Annotated in this window: 16 protein-coding genes and 1 riboswitch; of the genes, 6 read left to right on the top strand and 10 right to left on the bottom strand. The window is 73.4% G+C overall.

Annotated elements, in window-relative coordinates:
- Positions 1 to 472 precede the first annotated feature (472 nt).
- Positions 473 to 1,750, bottom strand: a complete 1,278-nt coding sequence (gene thrC / locus G6R25_RS04550; protein ID WP_163551976.1) for a threonine synthase — start codon at positions 1,748 to 1,750, stop codon at positions 473 to 475.
- Between the two features lie 8 nt (positions 1,751 to 1,758).
- A riboswitch (SAM riboswitch) is annotated at positions 1,759 to 1,873 on the bottom strand.
- 241 nt (positions 1,874 to 2,114) lie between these two features.
- Between thrC and G6R25_RS04545 the strand changes: the two genes are divergently transcribed.
- A complete protein-coding gene (locus G6R25_RS04545) occupies positions 2,115 to 2,909 on the top strand; it encodes an HAD family hydrolase (protein WP_163551975.1) in 795 nt (264 codons plus the stop codon).
- A 204-nt stretch (positions 2,910 to 3,113) separates the two neighbouring features.
- The gene (locus G6R25_RS04540) at positions 3,114 to 4,670 is read left to right on the top strand and encodes an alpha,alpha-trehalose-phosphate synthase (UDP-forming) (protein ID WP_235947414.1); all 1,557 of its coding nucleotides are present in this window, start codon (positions 3,114 to 3,116) and stop codon (positions 4,668 to 4,670) included.
- On the opposite strand, the gene otsB is transcribed toward G6R25_RS04540, so the two are convergent.
- The 3 genes from otsB to G6R25_RS04525 form a co-directional block, all read right to left on the bottom strand.
- Complete coding sequence (gene otsB, locus G6R25_RS04535) at positions 4,648 to 5,556, bottom strand: trehalose-phosphatase (protein ID WP_163551974.1); 909 nt, start codon at positions 5,554 to 5,556, stop codon at positions 4,648 to 4,650. The genes G6R25_RS04540 and otsB overlap by 23 nt on opposite strands.
- An 86-nt stretch (positions 5,557 to 5,642) precedes the next feature.
- Positions 5,643 to 6,278, bottom strand: a complete 636-nt coding sequence (locus G6R25_RS04530) for a LytR C-terminal domain-containing protein (protein ID WP_163551973.1) — start codon at positions 6,276 to 6,278, stop codon at positions 5,643 to 5,645.
- An 8-nt stretch (positions 6,279 to 6,286) separates the two neighbouring features.
- On the bottom strand, positions 6,287 to 6,595 hold the full coding sequence (locus tag G6R25_RS04525) for a DUF3263 domain-containing protein (RefSeq protein WP_163551972.1): 309 nt from the start codon (positions 6,593 to 6,595) through the stop codon (positions 6,287 to 6,289).
- A gap of 212 nt (positions 6,596 to 6,807) precedes the next feature.
- Here G6R25_RS04525 and G6R25_RS04520 point away from each other — a divergent pair, with 212 nt between their 5' ends.
- Positions 6,808 to 7,224: an RNHCP domain-containing protein gene (locus G6R25_RS04520; protein ID WP_163551971.1), complete on the top strand. Its 417-nt coding sequence runs from the start codon at positions 6,808 to 6,810 to the stop codon at positions 7,222 to 7,224.
- A 281-nt stretch (positions 7,225 to 7,505) separates the two neighbouring features.
- Here the strand turns inward: G6R25_RS04520 and G6R25_RS04515 are convergent, their stop codons facing one another.
- Entirely contained in the window at positions 7,506 to 8,762 is a 1,257-nt protein-coding gene (locus G6R25_RS04515) for a Glu/Leu/Phe/Val family dehydrogenase (RefSeq protein ID WP_163551970.1), read from the bottom strand.
- A gap of 196 nt (positions 8,763 to 8,958) precedes the next feature.
- Here G6R25_RS04515 and G6R25_RS04510 point away from each other — a divergent pair, with 196 nt between their 5' ends.
- On the top strand, positions 8,959 to 10,398 hold the full coding sequence (locus G6R25_RS04510) for a glycosyltransferase 87 family protein (RefSeq protein WP_163551969.1): 1,440 nt from the start codon (positions 8,959 to 8,961) through the stop codon (positions 10,396 to 10,398).
- On the opposite strand, the gene mptB is transcribed toward G6R25_RS04510, so the two are convergent.
- Entirely contained in the window at positions 10,307 to 12,061 is a 1,755-nt protein-coding gene (gene mptB, locus G6R25_RS04505; protein WP_235947412.1) for a polyprenol phosphomannose-dependent alpha 1,6 mannosyltransferase MptB, read from the bottom strand. The genes G6R25_RS04510 and mptB overlap by 92 nt on opposite strands.
- Positions 12,062 to 12,225: 164 nt before the next feature.
- Here mptB and G6R25_RS04500 point away from each other — a divergent pair, with 164 nt between their 5' ends.
- Positions 12,226 to 13,911 (top strand): hypothetical protein, encoded by a 1,686-nt coding sequence (locus G6R25_RS04500; protein ID WP_419469302.1) that lies wholly within the window; start codon positions 12,226 to 12,228, stop codon positions 13,909 to 13,911.
- Positions 13,912 to 13,945: 34 nt separating this feature from the next.
- Here G6R25_RS04500 and G6R25_RS04495 read toward each other — a convergent pair whose 3' ends face one another.
- The 4 genes from G6R25_RS04495 to G6R25_RS04480 all read right to left on the bottom strand — a co-directional run bounded on the left by G6R25_RS04495 (position 13,946) and on the right by G6R25_RS04480 (position 22,053).
- Positions 13,946 to 15,847 (bottom strand): NAD-binding protein, encoded by a 1,902-nt coding sequence (locus G6R25_RS04495; protein ID WP_163551968.1) that lies wholly within the window; start codon positions 15,845 to 15,847, stop codon positions 13,946 to 13,948.
- A gap of 81 nt (positions 15,848 to 15,928) precedes the next feature.
- Entirely contained in the window at positions 15,929 to 17,284 is a 1,356-nt protein-coding gene (locus G6R25_RS04490; protein ID WP_163551967.1) for a PP2C family protein-serine/threonine phosphatase, read from the bottom strand.
- Between the two features lie 862 nt (positions 17,285 to 18,146).
- Positions 18,147 to 19,700, bottom strand: a complete 1,554-nt coding sequence (locus G6R25_RS04485; protein WP_235947408.1) for a hypothetical protein — start codon at positions 19,698 to 19,700, stop codon at positions 18,147 to 18,149.
- A gap of 859 nt (positions 19,701 to 20,559) precedes the next feature.
- Positions 20,560 to 22,053 carry a purple acid phosphatase family protein gene (locus G6R25_RS04480; RefSeq protein ID WP_235947407.1) on the bottom strand — a complete coding sequence of 498 codons (1,494 nt, stop codon included), beginning with the start codon at positions 22,051 to 22,053 and terminating at the stop codon, positions 20,560 to 20,562.
- Positions 22,054 to 22,273: 220 nt separating this feature from the next.
- Between G6R25_RS04480 and G6R25_RS29480 the strand changes: the two genes are divergently transcribed.
- Entirely contained in the window at positions 22,274 to 22,999 is a 726-nt protein-coding gene (locus tag G6R25_RS29480) for a sulfite exporter TauE/SafE family protein (protein WP_473246877.1), read from the top strand.
- Positions 23,000 to 23,059 lie beyond the last annotated feature (60 nt).

The following is a 23,059-nucleotide window of genomic DNA, read 5'->3' as shown; positions in this document are numbered from 1 at the left end:
GTTTCTGGGTCCTCCCAGTGGGATGGCAGGTTCGATGGCCTGGCCACAACGACGCCCGCGACGGACGGCTCCCGCCGGCTCCGACCCCGGTGCAACCACCGTGGACGCCGGGCGGAACGGGCAGCCTCGCCGTTTCAGCCTTTGGCACTCCCTAGGCGAGAGCGCTAAGTCTTGTTTAGCACTCGGCATGGGTGAGTGCAAGCTCGCCGCCGCTTCTCCGCGTCGCGGACCGCCGCCTCCCCGGTTCGTTCTCCCCGGTTCTTCCGCGCCCCGGTGCGGCGTCGCGACATCCTCTGTCAGCCTTGCGAAAGGGCTGCGGACAGGCCGGATGTCGGGTAGGCGACACAAGCCGCCGTCCGGTACCAGCCTGCCCTGGCCTGTCTCGCAGGCGCCGCCTCGCCCCGCGCGGGGTCGTCGGGGTCTCCCCTCCGAAGCGCGGGGCGGTGCTGCGGGTGCAGGGACCGCTGGTCGGTCAGTCGTCGCCGAGGCCGGCGGCCTCGAAGGCGCGCAGCGACGGCTTGATGGTGGCCGTCGGCCCGCCGGTCTCGACCAGCGGGTCGAGGGTCTTCAGCCCGTCGCCGGTGTTGTAGATGACGGTCTCGGCGGCCGGGTCGAGCAGGCCCTCGCGCAGCAGCTGGCGCAGGTTCGCGACCGTGACGCCGCCGGCGGTCTCGCCGAAGATGCCCTCGGTGCGGGCGAGCAGCCGCATGCCCTCGAGGATCTCGTCGTCGCTGACGTCCGTGATCGCACCGCCGGTGCGGCGGGCGACGTCGAGGGCGTACGGTCCGTCGGCCGGGTTACCGATGGACAGCGACTTCGCGATCGTCGACGGCCGCACCGGGGCGACCGTGTCGACCCCGCGGGCGAACGCCGCGGCCACCGGATTGCAGCCGGCTGCCTGCGCGCCGAAGACCCGGTAGGGCGTCGGCTCCACCAGGCCCAGCTTGCCGAGCTCGCCGAACGCCTTGTCGACCTTGGTGAGCAGCGAGCCGGACGCGATCGGCACGACGACCTGCTCGGGCAGCCGCCAGCCGAGCTGCTCGGCGACCTCGTAACCCAGCGTCTTGGAGCCCTCGGCGTAGAACGGCCGGACGTTGACGTTGACGAACGCCCACTCGTACTCGCCGGCCAGCTCGCTGCATAGCCGGTTGACGTCGTCGTAGTTGCCCTGGATCGCGACGAGGGTTCCGCCGTACACGCCGGTGGAGACGGTCTTGCCGGCCTCCAGATCGTGCGGCACCAGCACCACCGAGCGCAGGCCGGCCCCGGCGGCGTGCGCGGCCACGGACTGGGCGAGGTTGCCGGTCGAGGCGCAGGCCACCGTGGTGAACCCGAGCTCGCGGGCGGCACTGAGGGCCACCGAGACGACGCGATCCTTGAACGAATGCGTCGGGTTGGCGCTGTCGTCCTTGACGTAGAGCGTCTTCATCCCCAGCTCGGCGGCCAGGCGCGGGGCCGGGCGCAGCGGCGTCCAGCCGGCGCCGAGGGACACCCGGCGCGCCGGGTCGTGCCCCGCGGGCAGCAGGCCCACATAGCGCCACAGGTTGGCCGGCCCGCGCTCGATGGATTCCCGGGTGACCCGACCCAGCAGGTCGGGGTCGTAGGAGATCTCCAGCGGGGCGAAGCATTCCACGCAGACGTGGGCCGGGGAGAGCGGGTAGGTGGCGCCGCAGTGGCGACAGGATAGCCCGACCGCGGGGTTCGCGACGTCGAGGGTGGGAGTGGCGGCACGCTCGGGCGCGAGAGTCATGGAGAAGCTCCTCATCTTTCCCGGGCAACCTGCCACGGGTCGGAATTAGCACCTGCCGCGCATCGGATGCGGGAGGTTGCCGGGGCTTCACAGGGCCGTTCCCTCTGCCCCTCTGGATGAGCCAGATGAAGTTGTCTGTTCGTACTGTAGACCGTGGGTCGGAGATCGTGCACCGGTGTTTCGTGGTTCACGGTCATGAGATCGTGTTTTGCCGGGTGCGGTCCGTTCTGGCCTCCACAATGTTCACCGGCGCGGTTCACCGGCGCAGGGCACGCCGGGCCCGCGTCCGGCGACCGCCGTCCCCACCCGGTGCCGGGCAGCGGCGGCGGGCCGACCTACCTCGCAGACCAGGGAGTCCGTGACAGTGAGTATTCGCGTCGTCTACACCGATCTCGACGGCACGATGGTCGGCCCGAAGGGTTGCTTCTTTCGCGCCGAGGATGGGGCGATCACCCTGGACCCGGCGCAGGCCCTCACCGAGCTGCACTCGGCCGGCATCGCGCTGGTACTGGTCAGCGGCCGGACCCGGCCGCAGCTGCTCGAGGCGGCGCAGATCTTCGGCGCGGACGGTTTCATCGGCGAGCTCGGGGCGATCATCGGCTGGAACGACGGGCGAGACAGCGAGATTCTGCGCGGCGCCATGCCGCCCGATTTCGACCAGGTCCCCGAGTCGCTGCTCGACCAGCTGATCGAGCGCTACCCCGGCCGCCTGGAGCTGCACACCCCGTGGCACACCGGCCGCGAGGTCGACGTCATGCTCCGCGGCCGCATCGACGTCGGCGAGGTCGACGGCTGGCTCGCCGAGACCGGCTTCGCCTGGCTGAGCATGCGTGACAACGGCCTGATCTCGCCGGTCCACATGCCCGAGCTGGGGGTGGCGCCGCACGTGTACCACCTCGTTCCCGGTGGGGTGGGCAAGGGCGACGCGGTGGCCTACGACCTCAAGCGCCGCGGCGTGTCCCCGGCCGAGGCGATCGCGATCGGCGACTCCGCCAGCGACCTGGCGATGGCCCCGCACGTCGGCCGGATGCACCTGGTCGCGAACGCGATGCGCCATCCCGACATCACCGCCCTGCTCGCCCGTTACGACAACGTGACGGTCGAGGCGGGCACGGTCGGCGCCGGCTGGGCGAGCGCGGTGCGGTCGGCCGCCGTCTGATCCACCGCCGTCTGACTTCCGTCGCCTCCGCTGGGGCCCGGCTCGCCGGCGGTTTCCCACTGTTGGCGGACCGGATGGCGGCCGGACACCGAACGGACGATAGCCGGTCGTTTCCGACGGAACCTGCGCCGGATGGCCGTGGTGTGGCTGGTGGTCCGGCCTGTGCGGCCGTCCGGATGGCCTACCCTCCGCAGTGTGCAGCGGATGCGGGAAGCCGAGCAGGGCACGTCGGCGAGTCCTCTGGTGCTGGGGACGGCGCGGGTGCTGGTCGCCTCCAACCGGGGCCCGGTGGCGTTCGTCACCGGTGACGACGGTGAGCTGGTACTGCGCCGGGGGGCCGGCGGCCTGGTCAGCGGCCTGGGCCAGGCGGCTGCCGATGCCCCGCCCGACGCCCTGCCGATGGTCTGGGTGTGCGCCGCGCTCGGCGACGCCGACCGGCGCGCGGTTCGTGCCGCACCGGCCGGCCGGCTCGACCTCGCCGGCTACGACACCGGCGGCACGGCCGTGCGGATGCTCGACGTCGACCGGGTCGTGTTTGACCGGGCCTACAACGCGGTCGCGAACCGCATCCTGTGGTTCGTCCAGCACCTGCTCTACGCTCCGGCCTCGCAGCCCGTGTTCGACCCGTCGTTTCGCCGCGACTGGGCGGCCTACGAGGCGTACAATGCGATGTTCGCCGAGGCGCTGGCGCACGAGGCCGCCCCGGGCGCCTCGGTGCTCGTCCAGGACTACCACCTGACCCTCGTCGCCGGGCAGCTTCGCCGGCTGCGCCCGGACCTGCGCATCGCCCACTTCAGCCACACCCCGTGGGCGCCGCCGGAGTACTTTCGGATGCTGCCCGACGATGTCGCCGAGCAGATCCTGCGCGGCATGCTCGGTGCCGACCGGCTGGGGTTCCTCACCGACGTCTGGGCCGACGCCTTCACCGAGTGCGCCCGCGGTCTGGCCGGCGTGCGGGTCGAGCGGCGCGCGATCACGGTGGCGCCGCCCGCCGGAGCGGCGGGGGACGGCCACACGGTGCGGATCGGGGTGCACCCGCTCGGCGTCGACGCCGACGAGCTGCGCGGCCGGGCCGATGCGTCCGACGTCGCCGCCCGGGCGGCGGAGCTCGTCGAGCTGGCCGAGGGCAGGCGCCTGATCGTCCGGGTGGACCGCACCGAGCTGTCCAAGAACATCGTGCGCGGTCTCGCCGCCTACCGCGAGCTGCTGCGGACCCACCCGGAGTGGCGCGGCAAGGTGATGCACCTGGTCTGCGCCTACCCGTCGCGACACGATCTGCCGGAGTACCGCGAGTACACGGCGGCGGTGCAGCGGCTCGCCGCGGAGATCGAGAATGAGTTCGCCACGGACACCTGGCTGCCGCTGCGGCTGGAGATCACCGACGACTATCCGCGGTCGATCGCCGCGCTCACGCTCGCCGAGGTGCTCGTCGTCAATCCGATCCGGGACGGGATGAACCTCGTCGCGAAGGAGGGGCCGGTCCTGTCACGGCGCGACGCCGTGCTGGTGCTGTCCCGGGAGGCGGGGGCCTGCGCGGAGATGGGCCGGGCGGCGCTAGTGATCAATCCATTCGACATCCAGGCGACCGCGCAGGCCCTGCACACGGCACTGACGATGCCTGCGGCCGACCGTCGACGCCGCGCCGGCGAACTTGCCGCCGTGGCCGGCCGGCTGCCGCCGCGGGTCTGGTTCACCGACCAGCTCACCGCCCTCGCCGCGGATCGCGCCGATACGCCAGTCAGCCACCGAGGCGCTCGATGAGCACCTCCAGCAGCGCGACCATGCCGGCGGGGCCGCCGACGACCAGGTCGGCGCGCTTCCGCAACACGGCGGGGACCTCGGGACTGTCGCTGCACACGGTGATGCCGGGCAGCCCGCCTGCCCGCATCTCGTCGACGGCGGAGAAGGCGGGCAGGTCGCCGTAGTCGTCCCCGGCGACGAGCACCGAGCGTGCCCCGCGGGCGGCGACGAGCTCGCGCAGCGCGCCCCCTTTGTCGTGCCCGGGCGGGCGCAGTTCCAGCACCTTCTTGCCCGGGGCGGCCTCCAGCCCGTGCTCCTCGGCGAGGGTCGTCAGGGCCGGGGTGAGCGCGGCCAGCGCCGCGTCCGGGTCGGCGGTGCGGCGCACGTGCACGACGAGCGCCTGGTGCTTGTCCTCGACGACCGTGCCGGCGGGGGCGTCGCGCAGTATCTCGGGCAGTGCCCCGCGGACGGCGGCGACGCCCGCCAGCGGCTCGGGGCTGGTGATCGTGCGTGACTGCGAGTCCCATCGCTGCAGTCCGTACTGGCCGAGGATGACCAGCTCGCCGAGGCCCGGGAGCTTTTCCACCCCGGTCAGCTCCAGCAGCGCGTCGACCGGCCGCCCGGTGATGATCGCCAGCGTGCCCACCGCGTGGGAGATCCGGCGCAGCGCCTCGAGCGCCCCGGCGGCGGGGACGGCGTCGACCGGGCGGGCGACGATCGGAGCGAGGGTGCCGTCGTAGTCGAGGGCGATCAGGGCGCGGTCGGGCGCGGTGAGCAGGGCGGCGAGCCCGGCCCCGCCGGCGGGGGTGCGGGGCGCGGGCGGGCTGTGCTGGGCGTCGTCAGGGACGGTGGAGTCGGCGGTGTTGTGCGGGGCGGACGCGGCGCTGTGCTGGGCGGAATCGCTCACGGAGCCTTCCCGGGGTCGCTGTCGTCGATGGTCGAGGGCCGGCGGACATGCCCACCGGGGGATGTCTCAGGCGGGACGATCACTGATCATTTTTCCGGGTCGGCGGGGAAGTCGCGAGTGATGACGAGGATCAGGGCGTCGGTGGAGACGATCCTCGTCTGCGAGCGGGGGACGATCTTCTCGATGCCCGGAATGGCGTCCTTGAGTGCCTGGGCGGCCGCGGCGTCGGAGTCGTCATAGAACACCGTCGAGACCGGCACGTCGTAGAGCGACTGGAAGTTTCCGGTCCGCTCGACGGGGAACCCGGCGGCCTCGACCTGCCCGGCCGCCTTCTCGGCCAGTCCGGAGATCCGGGAGTTGTTCAGCACGACCACCGGCGCCGTCACGGGGGGCCGCCGGCCCGGCTGCGCCGGCGCCGCCGATGCAGGCCGTTCGGCGGGTGGCGTCGTCGCGGCCGGGCTCGGGCGGTGGGTCGGCGAGGCTGCGGGCGTCGTGCGATGCACGGAGGGCGATGGGCTTGGGCTGCCGCCGTCCGGGGCGCGGGAGGGCGCGGCGACTGGGTTCGGCGGCTCGGGGTCGGACTTGCCGTTGAGGAGGTTGACCAGCAGAATGCCGACGAGCACGGCGATGACGGCGACGGCTCCCGCCACCACGGCGTGCAGCCGGTCCGCGGGCCGGCCCGGAGGTCGGCGCTGCGGCGGCGTGCTCGTGCCATGCGTCATATGTCGCTTTACTCCCCGCCACGGTCCCGGCGGCCGGACCTGGCGGCCCGGCGCTGCTCGCGCAGTCGGCGCAGCCGCCGGACGAGCATCGGATCCGTGATCAGCGCCGCGTCCGAGTCGATCAATTGGTTGAGGATCTGGTAATAGCGCGTCGAGGACAGACCGAACTCGGCGCGGATCGCCTCCTCCTTCGCCCCCGGATGGCGCCACCAGCCCTGCTCGAAGCGAAGGATGCGCCGGTCGCGGTCGGACAGCTCCGCGGCCGGTGTGCTCGTCCGCCCGGGTTCCTCGGGCGGCAGGGGTTGAGCTGCCTGCACAGCGGGACCTCCTCGGGACGCAGCCGGGACGATGAGCGCGGTCGGACACAGCCACGCCACGCCCGGTATGGTTCGCCGCCCACTATTTCACCCCGTGGGTCCGACATCCCCGGTCGTCTCCGGGAACACACGTTCCGGGCGGCCATCGCACCGGCGGTCCCACACCCGCCCAGCCCGGCCCGCATCGACTGAGGAGCTTCTACGCTGGACCGGTGACCCGGCGTTTCACCCGCACCACGGAGGACTTTGTCTGCCTCGTCTGCGGGGCCGCCGTGCGCGGCGACGGGTACACCAACCACTGCCCATCATGCCTGTGCTCGCGCCACGTCGACGTGCATCCCGGCGACCGCGCGGCCGGCTGCGGTGGGGTGATGCGTCCGGTGGCCGTCGAGACCCGGACGCACGACGTGATCCTCACGCATGCCTGCGAGCGCTGCGGCCACCGCCGGCGAAACCGCACCGCGCCGGCAGACGACCGCGACGCCCTGCTCGCCGTCGCCGCCGCCGCGGCACAGGCGGCGGTGTTCTCCACCACCGAGGTGGCGTTCCCCGAGATGGGATCTCCGGTGGGGCCGGACTCCGCCGGCGGCCGGCCACGGCGTCGCGCCCGCACCGGCCGCGGCCGCTGAGCGGCCCGCGTCCCGGTTTGGTGTGCTCGGTCGGGCAGCCGCACGAGTTGCCGAGAGCTCGCACGATCGGTGGCCTTGACCGTGGTCACCATCGGCAACTCGGCGACCGGCACCGTCCGGTGGCAGCCCTGGGCCCGAGGGCCCGGGATGCCGCCCGGCGCGGCCCGTTCGGGGCCGGCGCGGGTCATCTCGCGCCGGCGAGCACCCCGTCGGTCGGGGTTGCGACCCGTGGGGGAAGGGACGCCTGGTTCAGGTGGAACAGGGGATCGGCAGGCGGGCCCTCAGGGGTACAGGCCGCGTGTCTGGTGGGTCTCGGCCACCCGGCTCACCCCGATGATGTGCGCCGCGGTGCGCATGCTGACGCCCTGCGTGGTGGCGAGCATCGCCACCTCGCCGTAGGCCCGCTCCATCAGGGTCCGCAGCCGGTCGTTGACCTCGTCCTCGGACCAGAAGTAGGCCTGCATGTCCTGCACCCACTCGAAGTACGAGACCGCGACGCCGCCGCCGTTGGCGAGGATGTCCGGCACGACCATCACGCCCCGGTCCTCCAGGATCCGGTCGGCCTCGGCTGTCACCGGGCCGTTGGCCCCCTCGACGATGATTCGGGCCTTGATCCGGTCGGCGTTCTCGATGGTGATCACGCCTTCGAGGGCCGCGGGGACCAGGACGTCCACGTCGAGTTCGAACAGGTCGTCGTTGGTGAGAGTGTCCGTGCCGGGGAATCCGACGACGGTCTCCGCCCCCTCGGCGAGGTGGCGGATCAGGGCCGCCGGGTTGAGGCCCTGCGGGTTGTAGATGCAGCCCTTGACGTCCGAGACCGCGACGATCTTGCAGCCGGCGTCGTGCAGGTACTGGGCGGCGAGCGCCCCGACCTTGCCGAAGCCCTGAATGGCGACGGTCGTGTCGTGCGGGTCCCGCCCGGTCTGGCGCAGCGCGGCGAACAGCGCGAGCTGCACGCCGCGGCTGGTCGCCCCGGCCCGCCCGGCGGAGCCGCCGATCGACAGCGGCTTGCCGGTCACGACGCCGGTGGCGATGTGGCCGGTGTGGGCGGAGTAGGTGTCCATGATCCAGGCCATGGTCTGCTCGTCGGTGCCCACGTCGGGGGCCGGGATGTCCTTCTCCGGCCCGATCAGGGGAACGAGCTCGGCGGCGTAGCGCCGGGTCATGCGCTCGCGTTCCTGACGGGACAGCAGCGCCGGCTCCACGGCGATGCCGCCCTTCGCCCCGCCGTAGGGGATCCCCATCAGCGCGCACTTCCAGGTCATCCACATCGCCAGTGCCTTGACCTCGTCGAGGTCGGTGCTGGGGTGGTAGCGGATGCCGCCCTTGCCGGGGCCGCGGGCGAGGTTGTGCTGGACGCGGTAGCCGGTCAGCACCATCAGCGAGCCGTCGTCACGCAGCAGTGGCACGCTGACGGTGATCGCCCGGCGGGGCGTGCGGAGCAGGTCGTGCAGTCCGTCGTCGAGGCCCAGATGACGGGCCGCGTTCGCCAGTTGAACGCAGGCCGTGTCCCATGCTGAGCCGGATCCGAGGATCACAGGCACCTCCGCGGCGCATTTCGAGTCACCCTCTGCCGTCGAACGCGCCGCCGGGTTCGTCGGCCACGGCGCGCTCCGTTGCGTGCCGTGGCAGTGACTCGATATGGCGCAAACAATAGGTGACGGCAGAGGCCCTCCGCCCGGCGCATCGAGGGCGCGCCTCGGGCCGCCCGAACGGGCGGGTACGGTCGCGGTCGTGCGCGCGGATCAGTCGGCCCCGTCCGCCGGGCCGCCCCGCCCGCCGGCTCCGGAGCCGGCCGCCGCCGGCGGCCCGGTGGCCACATCCCGGACCGGTCCGGGTGCCCCCCGTCTGACCGTCGGTCGGTTGTGGGGTGCCTGGCTGCTCAGCCGCGCGCTGCTCGTCGTCGGTGTCCTGGCCGGCCAGGCGTTCGGTGCTCAGCAGAGCGTCTTGGGTGATCTTCGAATCTACGCCGGCTGGGCGCACGATCTCGGCCACGGCGGCGGCCTGCCCGTCGGCGATGATCGCTGGCAGTACCCGCCTGCAGCGGCGGTCGCGCTCGTGCTACCGGAGCTCGCTCACACCCTTTCGGCGGTGCCCTATCGGGTGGCGTTCCTCGTGCTGACCCTTCTCGCCGACCTCGCGGTGACCGGCGCGCTGGCGCGGCGCGACCGAGGCGCGGCGCTGTTCTGGGTGGTCGGGATCACCACGCTGGGTCCGGTGGCACTGGCCCGGTTCGACCTGCTACCGGCGGCGGCGGCGCTCGCCGCGGTGCTCGCCGTGTCGCGCGCCCGGTTCGGCCGCGCTGGATTCCACCTCGGCGTCGGGGCGCTGCTCAAAGTGTGGCCGTTGCTGCTGCTGGTCGCGGTGCCGGTCCCGGCGGGCTCGCCGGCACGGTGGCCGGCCTGGCTGCGGTCGGGGGCGGCCCGCCTGGTCGGCGGGCTGCTGGGCGCCGTGGGGCTGCTCGCCGCCGTCCTCACGCTGACCGGATGGTGGCGCGAGGCCCTCGGCTTCCTCAGCGCGCAGCAGGCCCGCGGGTTGCAGGTCGAGGCGGTGGCCGCGACGCCGTTCGTCGTCGCCCACATGCTCGGCGGGCCGACGCCCGACTACTCCTACGGTTCCCTGCAGTTCGGCGGCTCGGTGGCGCGTGCCGTCGCCACGGCATGCAGCCTGCTCGAGGCCGTCGCCATCGTCGTCGCGGCGGTGTGGTGGTGGACGCGGGGCCGGCTGCCGGCGGGTGACGGGGCAGCCCGGGCGGTGGCCGGGACGCTCGCCGGGCGAGCCCTCGCGCTCGTCGTCGTGGTCGTCGTCACCGCCCGGGTGCTCAGCCCGCAGTACCTCGTGTGGATCATCGCGCTGGTCGCCGCGGGGCTCGCAGTCGACCCCCCGGCCACGAGCGGCACCGACGGCCCCGGCACCGGCCCCGGTCCCCGCGGCCGGCCGCGGGGACCGCGCGCGCGGTTGCCGGTGGCGCTGCTGACCTGTGTCGCGCTGACCCAGCTCATCTACCCGTGGCGGTACAACGACGTCATCCAGGGCCGGATCGTGCTGAGCCTGCTGCTGGTCGGGCGCAACCTCGGCCTGATCATGGTGTGCTGGTGGGCGGTGCGGGCCGCCGCCGCGCCGCCAGCAGCGCGGTTGCGGCCCCGGCCGCGACGGCCAGCGCGGCGACGGTGATGAGGGCGGCCACGCCGACGGTGCCGAGTAGCCGCCAGGTGGCCGCGAGCGGCGGGAGGGTCGCGAAGCACAGCAAGGTGGAGGCCAGGACCAGCACGGCGGCGGTGCGCCCCGCGGCCGTGCCCGCCAGCAGCCCCACCCGCCGCCCGGCCGGGGCGCCGGGTGCCGCGAGGACGGCGAGCGGCGCCAGGCACAGCGCGAGGTACCAGGGGTAGACCACCGGGTTGCCGAGCGCCACGGCCAGACCACCGAAGCCGACGACGACCAGGTCGGGCTGATGGTCGGCGAAGGCCCGAAACGTCCGGTCACCGCCCGCCGGCGACGTCTCGGCGGACGACGTCCCGGCCGGTGGTGTCCCGGCGGGTTGTGCCTCGGCCGGTGGTGTCCGGCGCCAGGCGCGCAGGGCGAGCGCGAGGACGACGGCCGCCGCGGCCGCGAGGCACAGCGCCCGGGTCACCCGTTGCGACGTGCCGTCCGCGGGGTGCACGCCGACCAGCGCGAGCACGCCGTCGGCCGCCGTGGCGAGGATCGAGGCGGGAGCGATTCCGGTGGTCACGGCGCCCGATGTCGACAGCGCCCGGATCCAGGTCGGGCCGAAACCCGCTGCGGCGATGCTCAGGCCCGAGGCGACGGCGACGGCGACGACGTCCGCGGTGAGGCGCACGGCGCCCGCCCGCACCGGCCGCGGCGCCCGCCGCGCGGCCAGCAGGTGGGCCAACACCAGCCAACCGACGCAGAGCAGGGCGGTCGCCTTGACGTTGCCCGCGAGGCACGCCAGGCCCGTCGCGGCCGCGCCCGCAACGATCCCGCCCACCTCGGTCCGTCCCGGGCCCGCCGTCTGCGGGTGCGGCCCCTTCGTGCGGCGGGTGGCGCGGTCCATCACGAGGGCGGCGACGACGAGCATGGCGGCGATCGCGTCGAGGTGCGCGCTGCCGACGAGATGGATGACGACCACGGGGTTCGCCGCGACCAGGACCGCAACCGCGTGGCGCCGGGCCGGCTCGGGCCCGGCGAGGCGCAGCGACAGGCCGATCATGGCGATTGTGGCGAGGACGGCGACCACCCGGAGCACCACGACGGTGCCGGCGGGCCCGCCGCCGATCGCCGCCGCGACCTTCTCGACCGCGACCGCGGCGCCGCCGTAGGGGGTATGGGTGTGCCACCAGCGCGGGTCGACCGCCGACACGAACGTCCGGCCCGAACCGCCCGGCGCCCCGGCCGTCAGCAGGGTGGCCACGCCGTGGGTCGCCGGGTCCAGGCCGAGTCGGGCCAGCTCGCCCTGGGCGGCGTAGGCGTATACGTCCCGGCTGAACAACGGCGGGCCGACGGCGAAGGGCAGGCTCCAGGCGGCGGCCGCTGCGAGCCCGGCGCGGGTGGACACCCGCCCGGCGGCCATCGCGCGTACCAGCAGAGCCCAGCACAGACACAGCGTGATGACGCTGAGCGCGGACACCCCGGCCAGAACGCCCCTTGCGGTCTCCGCCGGCGGGGTCGATGGGAGAATTCCCAACCAGGACGAGGGATCGGTGACGTACGGATCGCGTGGGCTGAGCCGCCCCTCGGCCAGCATGGCCGCGACCGCGGCGCCGGTTCCGCCGATGATCAGCCAGATGACGCTGGTCGAGGCCCTGTTGGCGGACGGTCCGCGGTCGCCGCGCGCCACCGGCGAGGAGGTGGCCGTGGCCGGCCGGTCGCCTGCCGGTGGGCCGGCGGGAGATGATCGGTGGGATGCGGCGGACGGACCGTCGTCGACGCCTTGGGAGGTCGCGGGTGACAGCGCTCGCGGCGCCCGGCTCCCCGGTCGACGCCACGCTTGGTAGTCGACTGATGACCTCGCTTGTGGCGCTGCCGGCCGGCGAGACCGAGTCTCGCGTGGCTCCACTGCCCCAGACCCCCTTCATCGCCCTCGAGCCGCCGCGGCACCACGGGCGGGTTGTGCGGGGCCTGCTCGTCGTCGTCGCGGCCGTGCGCCGGTGGCCGTGGACGCTGACCGCGGCACTGTGCCTGCTGTGCGTCGGGCTCGGCGTGACCGGCCCGGACACCCCCGCTCAGGAGTACCGGGTGTGGCTGTTCCGCCACGGCGGGGCGGTCCTCTGGGACGATCAATGGTACGGCGGCCACACCATACCCGGGTACAGCGTGCTGTTCCCGCCGCTCGGTGCGCTGTTGGGGGTCCAGCTCCTCGGCGCGATCTCCTGCGTCGCCTCCACGGTGATCGTGAGCCGGCTGCTGCGCGGGCCGGGCCGGCGGTCGGGGTACGACCTAGTCCTGGTCTGGTTCGCTGTCGCGACGGTGTCGAACCTCGTCGTCGGGCGGATGCCGTTCGCTCTCGGGATGGCGTTCGGCGCGCTGGCGCTGCTCGGGGCGCGCGAACGCCGGACGACGTTGACCTGGGCCGGCGCCGTGCTGTCGTCGCTGGCCTCGCCGCTGGCCGCCGGTTTCGTGCTGCTCGTCGGCGCTGCGCTGCTGCTGACCATCGGCTGGCGCCGCGTGCTGCCGTTCGCCGGCGCCGGGGCCGGGATCGCCGTCGCGCTGGCCTTCCCGGAGGACGGCTACCAGCCCTTCCCGGCGCTGACCTTCCTGTCGCTGCTGGCGCTCATCGCGGTGGGTCTGCTGGTGGTCCCGAAGGGCGCCCGGGCGATCCGGCACGGTCTGCTGCTGTGGGCGGCCGCGGCGGCGGTGTTCTTCTTCATCCCCTCCCAGGTCGGGGGGAACATCACCCGACCGGCGACGCTGCTGGCCGGCCCCTCGGCGGCACTGCTGCTCGCCGACCGTCGCCGGGTGCTCGCGATCGTGGCGATCCCGCTGATCGGCTGGCAGATCGGTCCGATCCACGGCGCGCTGCTCACCCAGGGCGATCCGTCCTCGTCCGCCGGGTACTACACCGAGCTGCTCGACTACCTCGACCGCGGTGCGCCGGTGCCGGCCGGGCGGGTCGAGGTCCCGTTCACCCGGGCCCACTGGGAGGCTCGTTTCGTCGCGCCGTCCGTGCCGATGGCCCGGGGCTGGCTGCGCCAGCTCGACAGCAAGTACAACGCGCTGTTCTACGACGGCAGCCTGAACGCCGAGACCTACCACGAGTGGCTGCTCGCCCGGGGCATCCGCTACGTCGCCCTGCCCGACGTGGAGCTCGACCCGTCCGCCGTGGCGGAGGCGAAACTGCTGCGGGCGGGCCTGCCCTACCTCGAACTCGCCTGGCACAACCCGCACTGGAAGGTCTGGCTCGTCACCGACTCCGCCGGTCTGGTGCAGGGGCCGGCGAGCCTGACCGAGCTCGGGGTCAGCTCGGTGGGGGTGGATTTCCGCACGCCCGGGGTCGCCACCGTGCTCGTCCACTACACGCCCTACTGGCGGCTGTCGGCGGGGCGGGCGTGCGTGTTCCGCGCCGCCGGCGGCTGGACGGGCATCCTCACCGAGGCGTCCGGGCCGGTGCGCCTGTCCGCCCGGCTCTCGGTCGATGGCCTGACCCGGGCCAGCGCCTTGGACTGCCCGGTGGATCAGCACATCTCCTGACAGCAGCCCCGCCCCGCTCGGGATCAGCCGGGAGTCAGGCGGAATCGTCGAGGCGGACGATGCGCAGCCCCACATGGGCGAGGACCGCCGGCAGACTGCGGATGACATCGCGGTCGCGTTCCCGGTCGGTCTCGGACAACGCCGACCAGTCGACGATCGCGGGGTGGCGGCGGTCGGGACCGTTCTGCTGAGTCGGCCCCAGGGTGTAGCCGCGGGCCTCCCGCTCCCGGCGCCACCGTTGGTGTTCCTGCTGGGCGAGCTCGTCGATCTCGTCCGCGGTGAACGCGAAGTCGGTGTCGGCCTCCCCTGCCGGCATCAGCATCAGCGTCTGCGCCGCCTGCAGGATCTCCCCGAACTGGGCGACCTGCGCCCGGTTGGAGTCCTGCAGGTCATCCGGGAGCTCCTCCCACAGCACCATCGCTGGCCTGGACCCCATCGCGGTGCCCCGACGGCGTTCCGCCGCCAGGTAGCGTTCGTGGCTCGCCCGGGCGAAGCGTTCGATCAGGTCGGTGTCGCCGAGGTCGAGCGGGAGCGCCTCGTCGTTGACGGCGAAGAAGCGCACGCCGCCCAGGAGGTCCTCCAGCAGCGGCCCCGGCAGCGGGGTCGGCGGGCGGGGGAACGTCGGGCGGCCGAAGACGTCCTGCAGGCTGCGCTGCCGGCCGGTGCACACGATGACCGTGGTCCGCGCGACCCCGAAGCGGCCGTTGAGCACCTGCGCCGCGTCCAGCCCGCACAGCAGCGCTCGTTCCTCGTCGCTCTGGCAGACGTAGACGAACTCGGGGGGCCCGTTGGGACCATCCGCTTCCATGACGGCCGGCGGCAGCTCGCCGTTCGGGGTGTTGTGACCGGTGAGCGCGACCCGGGCGAGCGCGGGTTCTCGGACGCGTAACGCGGCGAGTATCTCATCGGCCGCCGGATCGGCCACGGCGATGGGCAGCAGCGGGCCGCCCGCCCCGACCAGGGCCAGCCAGCGGCGGGCCAGCTCTATCACCAGGGCGCGGCCGAGGCCTGACAGCCCGAGAACGGCCAGGGACGCCGGCACGACGGGCGGTTGTTCACCGCGATCCGGGGCGGTCCAGCTCGGCGGGTAGCGGTTGAGCAGGGCGCGCGCGCCGAGCACCTCGACGGCGAAGAAGTCCAGCCGGAATCCGCTGTCGTCATTGAACCCGATCCGTCGGGCCCGCAGGTGCGGGATCAGGGAGAGGTCGCCTACCTGGGCCACGCAGCGCAGCGGCTGCTTCGCCCGATCGGCGGCCAGGCGCCGGGCGGCGAGGGCGATGGCCAGGTTCGACGAGGTGTCCGGCAGGCAGCCGTAGACCACGTCCGCGCGGGCGACCCCGGCCTTCGCCAGCACCAGCGGCTCCATCGGGTCGCCGACGACCCGCAGCAGGCCGGGCGGGAGTTCGGCGTCCGGATACTCCCGCTCCGCGTCCTCGGCGACCAGCACCACCCGTTTGGACCGGGAGAGCTTGTCGACGAGCGCCGACGCCGTGGGGCCGGTGCCGCACACGATGACGTGATGGCGGGAGTGGCGGGCCCGGAAGCGTTCGAAGCGCTGGGCGAAGATCGTGCTCACGCCGTCGGCGACTCCGACGGCCGTCGCCACCGGCGCGAGGAACCGCGCTATCTCCAGCGCCAGCGGGTACCGCCCGCCGTCCTGGAAGACCGTCCCGTCGGCGAGGAAGAGGGTCGCGGTGAAGAACACGATGTTGGGCCAGTTGAACATCGCCGGCTCACTGCGGAACTGCCGGTACATCCCGATCAGGCCGAGGCTGAACGCGATCACCCCGAGGACGGCGAACGTCCCCAGCAGATGACGGCGCAGCCAGCGGGCCAGCCGGCCGGCGACAAGCTGCGGGCGGGTAGCCCAGCGTCCGAGTCGATGCCCGACGCCGGCGCGCCCGCCCCGGCCGCCGGGTGCGCCACGGCTGATCACCGTGGCTGTCCCGGTCGGGTTGCCGAGGGCGGGATCGAGACCGCCGACGCCGGGTTCGCCGCGCCGGCCGTCCGATCGGCCTCACCGCGCGGAGGGCTCGGATACCAGGTCGGCGACGACGATGGTGGTGTCATCGCGGGCTCCGGCGAGCAGGGCGGCTTCGACGAGGGCATCCGCGGCCCGTTCGGGCGGCTCGGAGCCCAGCTCGCCGAGCAGGCCGTCGAGCTGCTCGGGCGTCATCACCTTCGTGATGCCGTCGCTGGCGAGGACGACCCGGTCACCGGCCCGGACCGGCTCGCTGAAGATGTCGGCCTCGATCTCGTCGGCGAGACCGACGGCGTTCAGCAGCGGGCCGTTGCGAATCGCGTGCGGGGTGGTCAGCGCCCGTGGGCGCCCCCGGCCCGGCTGCAGCCACACCGAGCTGTCGCCGACGTGGGCGACGGTGAGGTACTCGCCGGTGTTGTGCTGCCGGCCGAGGATGACGACGTCCAGTGTGCAGGCCATGCCCAGCCAGGTCGGTTCCTCCCGGGCCCGGGTGCGGACCACCCGATTCGCCCGCTCCACCGCCCTGCGCAGACCCTCCAGGGGATCCTCGGCGTACTGAGGACGGAAGCCGGCCACGGTGGTGACGGTCAGTGTGGAGGCGATCTGGCCGGCGGCCTCGCCCCCGACGCCGTCCGAAACCGCCAGCAGGCCGTCCACGACGACGAACGCGTCCTCGTTGGGACCGCCGCGCTTGCCCCGGCGGGTCCGGCCGGCGGCGGCCAGCCGCAGCGGGGCGGCCGTGGTCTGCTCGGGCTCGGTCGCCATCAGATCGGCCGCCTGCTCCCGCGGTGAGGCGGAGGCGGTGTTGGGATACGTGGTCGCGGTCGACGTGCTCTCCCACCGCGGGTCGCCCGCGGCCGCCCGCCTGCCCGCCGGTTCGGCGCCCGGTGCGGCCGACTTCGCGACGAAGGTCGTCGTGGGCGACGCGATCGGGTAGTCACCGGTCTGCGGGTCGTAGTAGCGGGTGGCGTCCTCCCGCTCATCCTCGAAGGACTGATGCTGATACGGCGGAGCGGCGGGGGGCGGGGTCCAACCGGTCGCGTCGGGATCGCGACTGTTCTCCCCGCCGACCTCCCCGCCGACTGGAACCTGCGCGGTCACATCCCCTCCCCACGACACGCCCGCTTCCGGGCCGTCGCCTGCGTCGTCGGCCGTGTGCGCGGCGGAGGGGACCGGCGCCGGCTCGGTGAAGCCCGGCACGATCCCATCCGGCGCGGCGGCGTCGGAGCTGTCTCGCAGCGGCACCGTACCGGAGCGATGCCGCTGATGATCCAGCCCGCGGCCGCGGCGCTGGCTTCCCTGCCGAACCGGCCGGTTGTTCAGGGCGAAGAAGATCACCAGGGCTACCAGCAGCACCACGATGAGCATGATCGGAACCAGCGAGCTACCCATGGCCTCCGTCCTCGCCGAACCATTCACGATCACGCTGTCGGACGTGTCGCCAGCCGTCCTTCTCCTACCCAAGGGCATCGACGCACCGCCAACCCCTGGTGTGTCGCGACACCGACACAGGTGCTGGTCATTGTTCCAGACTCCAACGGCCCCGAGTAGAGCGAACGGGGCAGCCGTGGTGATCCTTTCGCCGGTCGGGTGCGGCGGCGGGACCGCGGCACCCCGGAGGTCTGTGCCCGCCCGGCCGCCGTCGGGGTGCCGCCGCCGGGCGGTGCCTACCGGAGCCAGCTGCCCGCCGGACCCCGTGCCGGGCACGACGTGCCGTGGGAGCGCGCCGGGCGCGCTCACGGTCGTCACCCGTCGGCCCGGCGAACGGTGGTGTCACCGGACCAGCGCGAACAGGGCGAGCACGGCCGGCGGCCAAGGTGAAAGCGAACACGGGGAGTCCGAAGGAGCGCCGCCGGCGCCGGATCGCGCCGCGTTCGGCGATCTCAGCGCCCAGGTCATGCAGCTCCGCCTGGGATGACGCGGGACGACGCGGGCCGCCGCCAGTGCCTCGAGGAAGGGCCGTGCGCCGGCGGCGAGGGTTCGTCCGGGTGGAACCGGTCGGTGGTGGCGGGTTGGTCGGTCGTGCCGGGTCAGTAGGTGGTGGACGGGGGCCTTCCCGGACGGACGGTGCGCAGCGCGTCGAGGGTCGCGGTGGCGAGCCGCAGCGCGCTGCCGCCGGCCGACGGGAGCCGGTACGACGAGAGGATCGATTCCAGGCCGGTGGCGAGGGGCGGGATCGCCTGGCGCAGCGACTCCTCGGCGCCGCGGGTGGGCGACGGGCCGCGCAGCGCGGCGAGATCGTCGGCCAGCGCAGTCAGAGCCCCCTCGACCTGCCGTTGCTCCTCGACGACGGCGGCCTCGACGTCCGCGGCAACCCGAGCACGCTGGCCACGACCATGGCACGGCCCTGCTCCCGCGACGTCGGCTCGGTCCGTTCCCCCCATCCTGCCGGCGATCTCAACTGCCGATTGGATGCACCGGCAAGCGGTCCCGTCAGCTGGCCCGCGAAGCGGCGCAACTGCCCGCGCAGCCGTTCGGCGCTCGGAAGGTGGATGGGCAGACCGACCGGGCGGGCCAGGATCGCGATCAGCCGGCCTGCCGGGTCGGTGCCGTCCTCATCGGCGGGTCCCGGCGCCAGCAGCAACTTGTAGGCGTCGTGCAGGTGTTCGACGACCGCACGCGCATGCCCGGCGGCCGGCGGCGCCGCGGCGGATGATCGTGCATCCGCCGGCAAGGCCATGGCCTGGGTGGGGGACGGTTGACCCGCCGCGGTCTCCGGGCTCGGGGGCGGTTCGCTTGGTCGGTCCACCGCCGCGTCCCGTGCGCTTCTCGCCACCAGCCGGCGGCACCAGTGCCCGGGATCGTGCGGCTGGAACGCCTCCCCGCCGACCAGGGCCGGGGGGACCGGCGGTGCGACACGTGGATCCACCTGAATTGCCGCCGGGTCGGCACCGGCCACGAGCTCGGGCGGGACCGGGACGAACAGGAATCGGGGTGCGGAGGGGCCCGAGCCGGTGGTGGCGCCGTCGGATGCCGCCGGCCCGTGCTCCACGGCCAACGTCTCGCGGTTCGACGCCGACGCCGACTGGTTCGGCGCAGTGGCGGCGCGGGCGCCGGGCGCCGGGAGACCGGGGGCGGGCGAAGCGGCGTGGATGGCGAAGGTGAGCCGGTAGGGGAGTACCCCTTCGAGCATCTCGACGAGTGCCCACATCAGCGTGATGGCCTCGTCCGGGCCGGTGTGCGACACCATGAACGGTCGCTCCGTCCACGACCAGGTGAGCACCGTCGAGACCAGGGCGGTCAGCCGGTTGCGCCGGGCGGGGACCCGGGCGGCCTGGCGCAGGGTCCGCTCACCGGTCCGTCGCTGCGCGGTGAGGTCGTCGAGGTGCAGGGGGGACAGCCGCGGCGTGGTCCGGGCGCCGCCGGCCGTGGCCCCACCGGCCGCGTACAACGCCAGCGCAACCCGTTCGGTCAGGTAGTCGGCCCGCCCGATCAGGACGTGCGCCCGCAGCCGGCCGCGGCCGGCACCGTTTCGGCCGGCGACCTGGACGCGGTGGACGAGCGCGGCGTCCGGCACGTCGAACTGGTCGTCCCGGACGGGCCGATCGGGCACGCTGACGACGTAGGCGAGCGCGGCCGGCGGGTGGTCGGTGGGACTGTCGCCCGCCTTGACCTGGGCGGCGAGCAGGCCGTTCCACGAACGGGTCATCGCGGAGCTCAGCGAACTCGCGATGGGAAAGTAATTCTCGGTGTCGGCCCGTGTCCGCCTGGACCAGGCATAGACGATCTGGTCGATGCGGGTCACCGCTGGGTTGGCGCCCCGCGCGGAGGTGGCGCTGTCCGTGGCCGCGGGGCCCACGCGATTCATGGCCGCAGGTCCGGGAACTGGACCTCGAGCATCCCGGCGCCTCGGACGGGGGCCAGCCGCAGTACGCCGGCGCCCTGCGTCGCCGCGGTCCAGACGATCTCGATGCTGGGCTCGACCGGCTCCGCGGGATCGGCACGGCTCGTTTCCCATGGCGCAGGGTCCGATCGGACCGCCCGAGGCGCACAGCCGATCACGCCAGGCATGATCGGCACCGTGTGGACGACCTGATCGAACGCCTTGGGGCTGCGCAACGCGTCGAGCAGGGTCCGCAGGGCGACGGTCGTCCCGCGGCGCGCCCGAGTATTCCATCGGGCCCGACGATGTTCATTCCTCCGTGCCCGGTTTGCCGGTGCACGATTGGCCTTCGAGAGGTGGCGGGACCGGCGTTGTTTTCCTGTCGGGCAATGCTGCCGGTCAATGGATGACCGGGTTTTGACGCATGGGCGGGATGAGCTGCCCCCACCCGGCGTCCTCTGCTTCCTCGACAATGGACGTCCCCCCGGTTTGCCACCAGTGGACAATGATCGTGTAGTCGACCAATTACTGCCTACTGGCGAAAAGTTATTCCTCGAACCTCGGTCAGTCCAGCGGAAGGCCAAAAAATCATCCCGGTCCGAGTGATCCGAACTCCCGGTGCGGGCGCCGGAGCCGGGAGCGCCGACGCCGTCGGCGGCTTTTCGTCGGCTGCATCCGCCGACGTGGCGTGCAGCGGCATGTGCGGCGGACCGTTCTGGTTTCGCGGCGCGCCGTCGAGTGGGCGCCTGCCGCCGGGCGGGAGTGGCCGGGCTGTTCCGGCGAAAGGCGTTCGGGTGAGCTTCCGGAGATCATCTCTTCGCGCCGGCGGGTGGAGGAGCCTCCTTCACCAGGTGTGACGTTTATTCGGGTCGGCGGCGTGGCCGGAGCGCTTTTCGTCACGGAAGGCGGTCGGTGCCGCGGCGGTTCTGGGTCGGACCAGCGTCACCTGGTCGAACGGCACCGGGTCGGGGGAACTCGAGTCGTATGCGGTCACCCGAATGCGGGTCATCCCGCCCGGCTCGCCGGGATCCACCTCGAACCCGGCGAACGCGTAGGGGTGATCGGGTGCTCGGAAGGCCAACCAGGACGCGTCCTCGAGCTCGTGGACGGCGGGCCGGCGCCGGCGCCCCGGTTCGTGGTCGCGGACCCCGACCACGATCCGTCCGGCGGGCGGATCCAGCAGCGTGTCCGCGGACGGCGACGACGAGCCCCCGGTGCCCACCATCAGATGGACCGTTCCCGCCGACGTGTCGACGACGGCGCCGCCGGACTCGTCCGGATCCCCGGCCCCGGCCGCCCCCGCAACCGGCCGGGGGACGAGGGTCCTGCTGCCGGGGACGGCGCCTCGCACCGGGTGGCTGCGTTCGTAGTGGTGCTCGTGCCTGTAGAGCACGAGGTCCACTGCGTGACGGTCGAACAGCGGCAGCCAGGCCTCCCGGATGCCCAGGTCGGCGTCGTTGTGATCGGCCGAGGTGGACAGGGCCGTATGGTGCATGGCGACCACGATCCAGTCGATGCCCGGGTCGGCGCGGGCCTGCTTCAGGGTCCGTGCGAGCCAGGCGGTCTGCCGGCCGGCGCTGAACCCGCGCAGGTAGATCGGGCCGCTGTTCTGGTAGCAGACGTCGTCGGCGCTGAGCACCACGAAGCGGACCGCGCCGACGGTGAAGGCGTACCACAGGCCCGCAAGGTAGTTTTCTTCCCTGTTCGGCGGCAGCTCGAAGTAGGTCTGGTAGGCCGCGAGCCCCAGTGCCCCGTTTCCCCGCTCGATCTCGTGGTTACCGACGCACGGCAGCCACGGCCGTAGCCGCGCGGACGCGCTGATCATCGTGAACCAGTCAGACCAGGTCCGCACGGGGTCCTCACGCTGGTTGGCGTAGGACAGATTTCCGCCCGCGAGCGCGAACAGGGGCGCGCACCGCTCGACGCCGGCCACGGCGTACCCGGAGGCGGGCGAGCCGAACGGGTCGTACGGCCGATCGGTGCCCTGATCGCCGAAGAAGGTGAAGCTGAAGGCGGCCCGCGACCCCGGCGCCGTACGGAACGAACCGTCCGCCGCCTGCGGGCGGCCGTCGTGCTCGACCGCGAAGGCGTAGTCCGTGGCCGGCCGGAGCCCGGACAGGGGCGCGTGATGGGCGAAGACGGTCTCGCCGGTGTGGACATCCCGATAGGAACGGGTGTTCGCCGGGACCGCCTCGCCGGACGTGCCGGGCCCGGCACGGCAGCGCACCGCGGGCCGGGTGACGGGGCCGCGGGTCAGCCAGGAGACGACCATGGCCGTCGCCGGGTCGGCGCCGAAGGCCAGATGGACGCCGTAGGCTTCCTTGGCACCGCCGGTCACTCCACCCGATCCCGCCTGATATCCGATCCTGATGTCCGACGCCGTGGGCCTGCTTGCCACGGCATCAAGCATGGTGTCATGGCCTGCGGCCGCCCGTCGACCGAACATGGTGTGGGTTAGCCGACGTTCAGGCGCCGCCGGCACCCGACCCGTGGACCCTTACTGTCCGGGGACGGCGCATCCGCCCGCTGTCCCGGGGACGGGTGACCGGGGAGCGACCATGACTGCCGCCGACGCCGCCCTGCTGCTCGGCGCCGGCGTGCTGGCCGGCATCACCAGCACCGTTGCCGGGCTGGCGTCGCTCGTTTCCTACCCCGCGCTGCTCGCCACCGGGCTGCCGCCGCTGGCGGCGAACGTCACCAACACGACGGCGCTGCTGTTCGTGGCGGTGGGCGCGGCCGCCGGGTCGCGGCCCGAACTTGCGGGCCAGGCCGCCGCCCGGTTCGCGGTGATGACCCTCGCCGGCGGGGCGGTGGGCGCCGTCCTGCTGCTGACGCTGCCGGAGCGGACGTTCGAGCGCGCGGTGCCGGTGCTGATCGCCGGGGCGGCCGTGCTGCTGTGGGCGCAACCCCGGATCCTCACCCGGCGGGTCGAAGCGCCGGCCGAGGGCGGCGCGGCGGTGCTCGCCGCGGGGGATCTACCTGGGCTACTTCGGCGCTGGCGGCGGCGTGGCGCTGCTCGCCGTGCTGGCGGTGGCGATTCCCGAGCCGCTGGCTCGGGTCAACGCGATCAAGAACGTGTCGTCGGGGTTCGCGGTCTTCGGACCGGTGCACTGGGCAGCGGTGGCGCCGCTGGCCGTCGGCCTGCTGATCGGCGGCGCGGCCGGGCCGCTGATCGTGCGCCGGCTGCCGAGCGACGCTCTACGGGTACTCATCGGGCTGGCCGCACTCGGTCTCGCCGCGAGCCTCGCCTGGGATGCCTACACCTGACCCGAACCTGTAGCTGACCCGACAGATGAGCCCCGGAACCTGGTGGGATTCCGAGGCTCACCCGCGGGCCGACGGCG

The organism is Candidatus Frankia alpina (assembly GCF_902806485.1).
Lineage (GTDB): Bacteria > Actinomycetota > Actinomycetes > Frankiales > Frankiaceae > Frankia > Frankia alpina.
Note: the sequence above shows the minus strand (reverse complement) of the source record. Positions and strands in the feature narration are given on the sequence as shown.

Coding starts and splice junctions, on each gene's coding strand:
- thrC (WP_163551976.1), bottom strand. CDS start 1,750: ATGACTCTCGCGCCCGAGCGTGCCGCCACTCCCACCCTCGACGTCGCG.
- G6R25_RS04540 (WP_235947414.1), top strand. CDS start 3,114: ATGCGGGAAGCCGAGCAGGGCACGTCGGCGAGTCCTCTGGTGCTGGGG.
- G6R25_RS04530 (WP_163551973.1), bottom strand. CDS start 6,278: ATGACGCATGGCACGAGCACGCCGCCGCAGCGCCGACCTCCGGGCCGG.
- G6R25_RS04500 (WP_419469302.1), top strand. CDS start 12,226: ATGACCTCGCTTGTGGCGCTGCCGGCCGGCGAGACCGAGTCTCGCGTG.
- G6R25_RS04490 (WP_163551967.1), bottom strand. CDS start 17,284: ATGGGTAGCTCGCTGGTTCCGATCATGCTCATCGTGGTGCTGCTGGTA.
- G6R25_RS04485 (WP_235947408.1), bottom strand. CDS start 19,700: ATGAATCGCGTGGGCCCCGCGGCCACGGACAGCGCCACCTCCGCGCGG.
- G6R25_RS29480 (WP_473246877.1), top strand. CDS start 22,274: ATGACTGCCGCCGACGCCGCCCTGCTGCTCGGCGCCGGCGTGCTGGCC.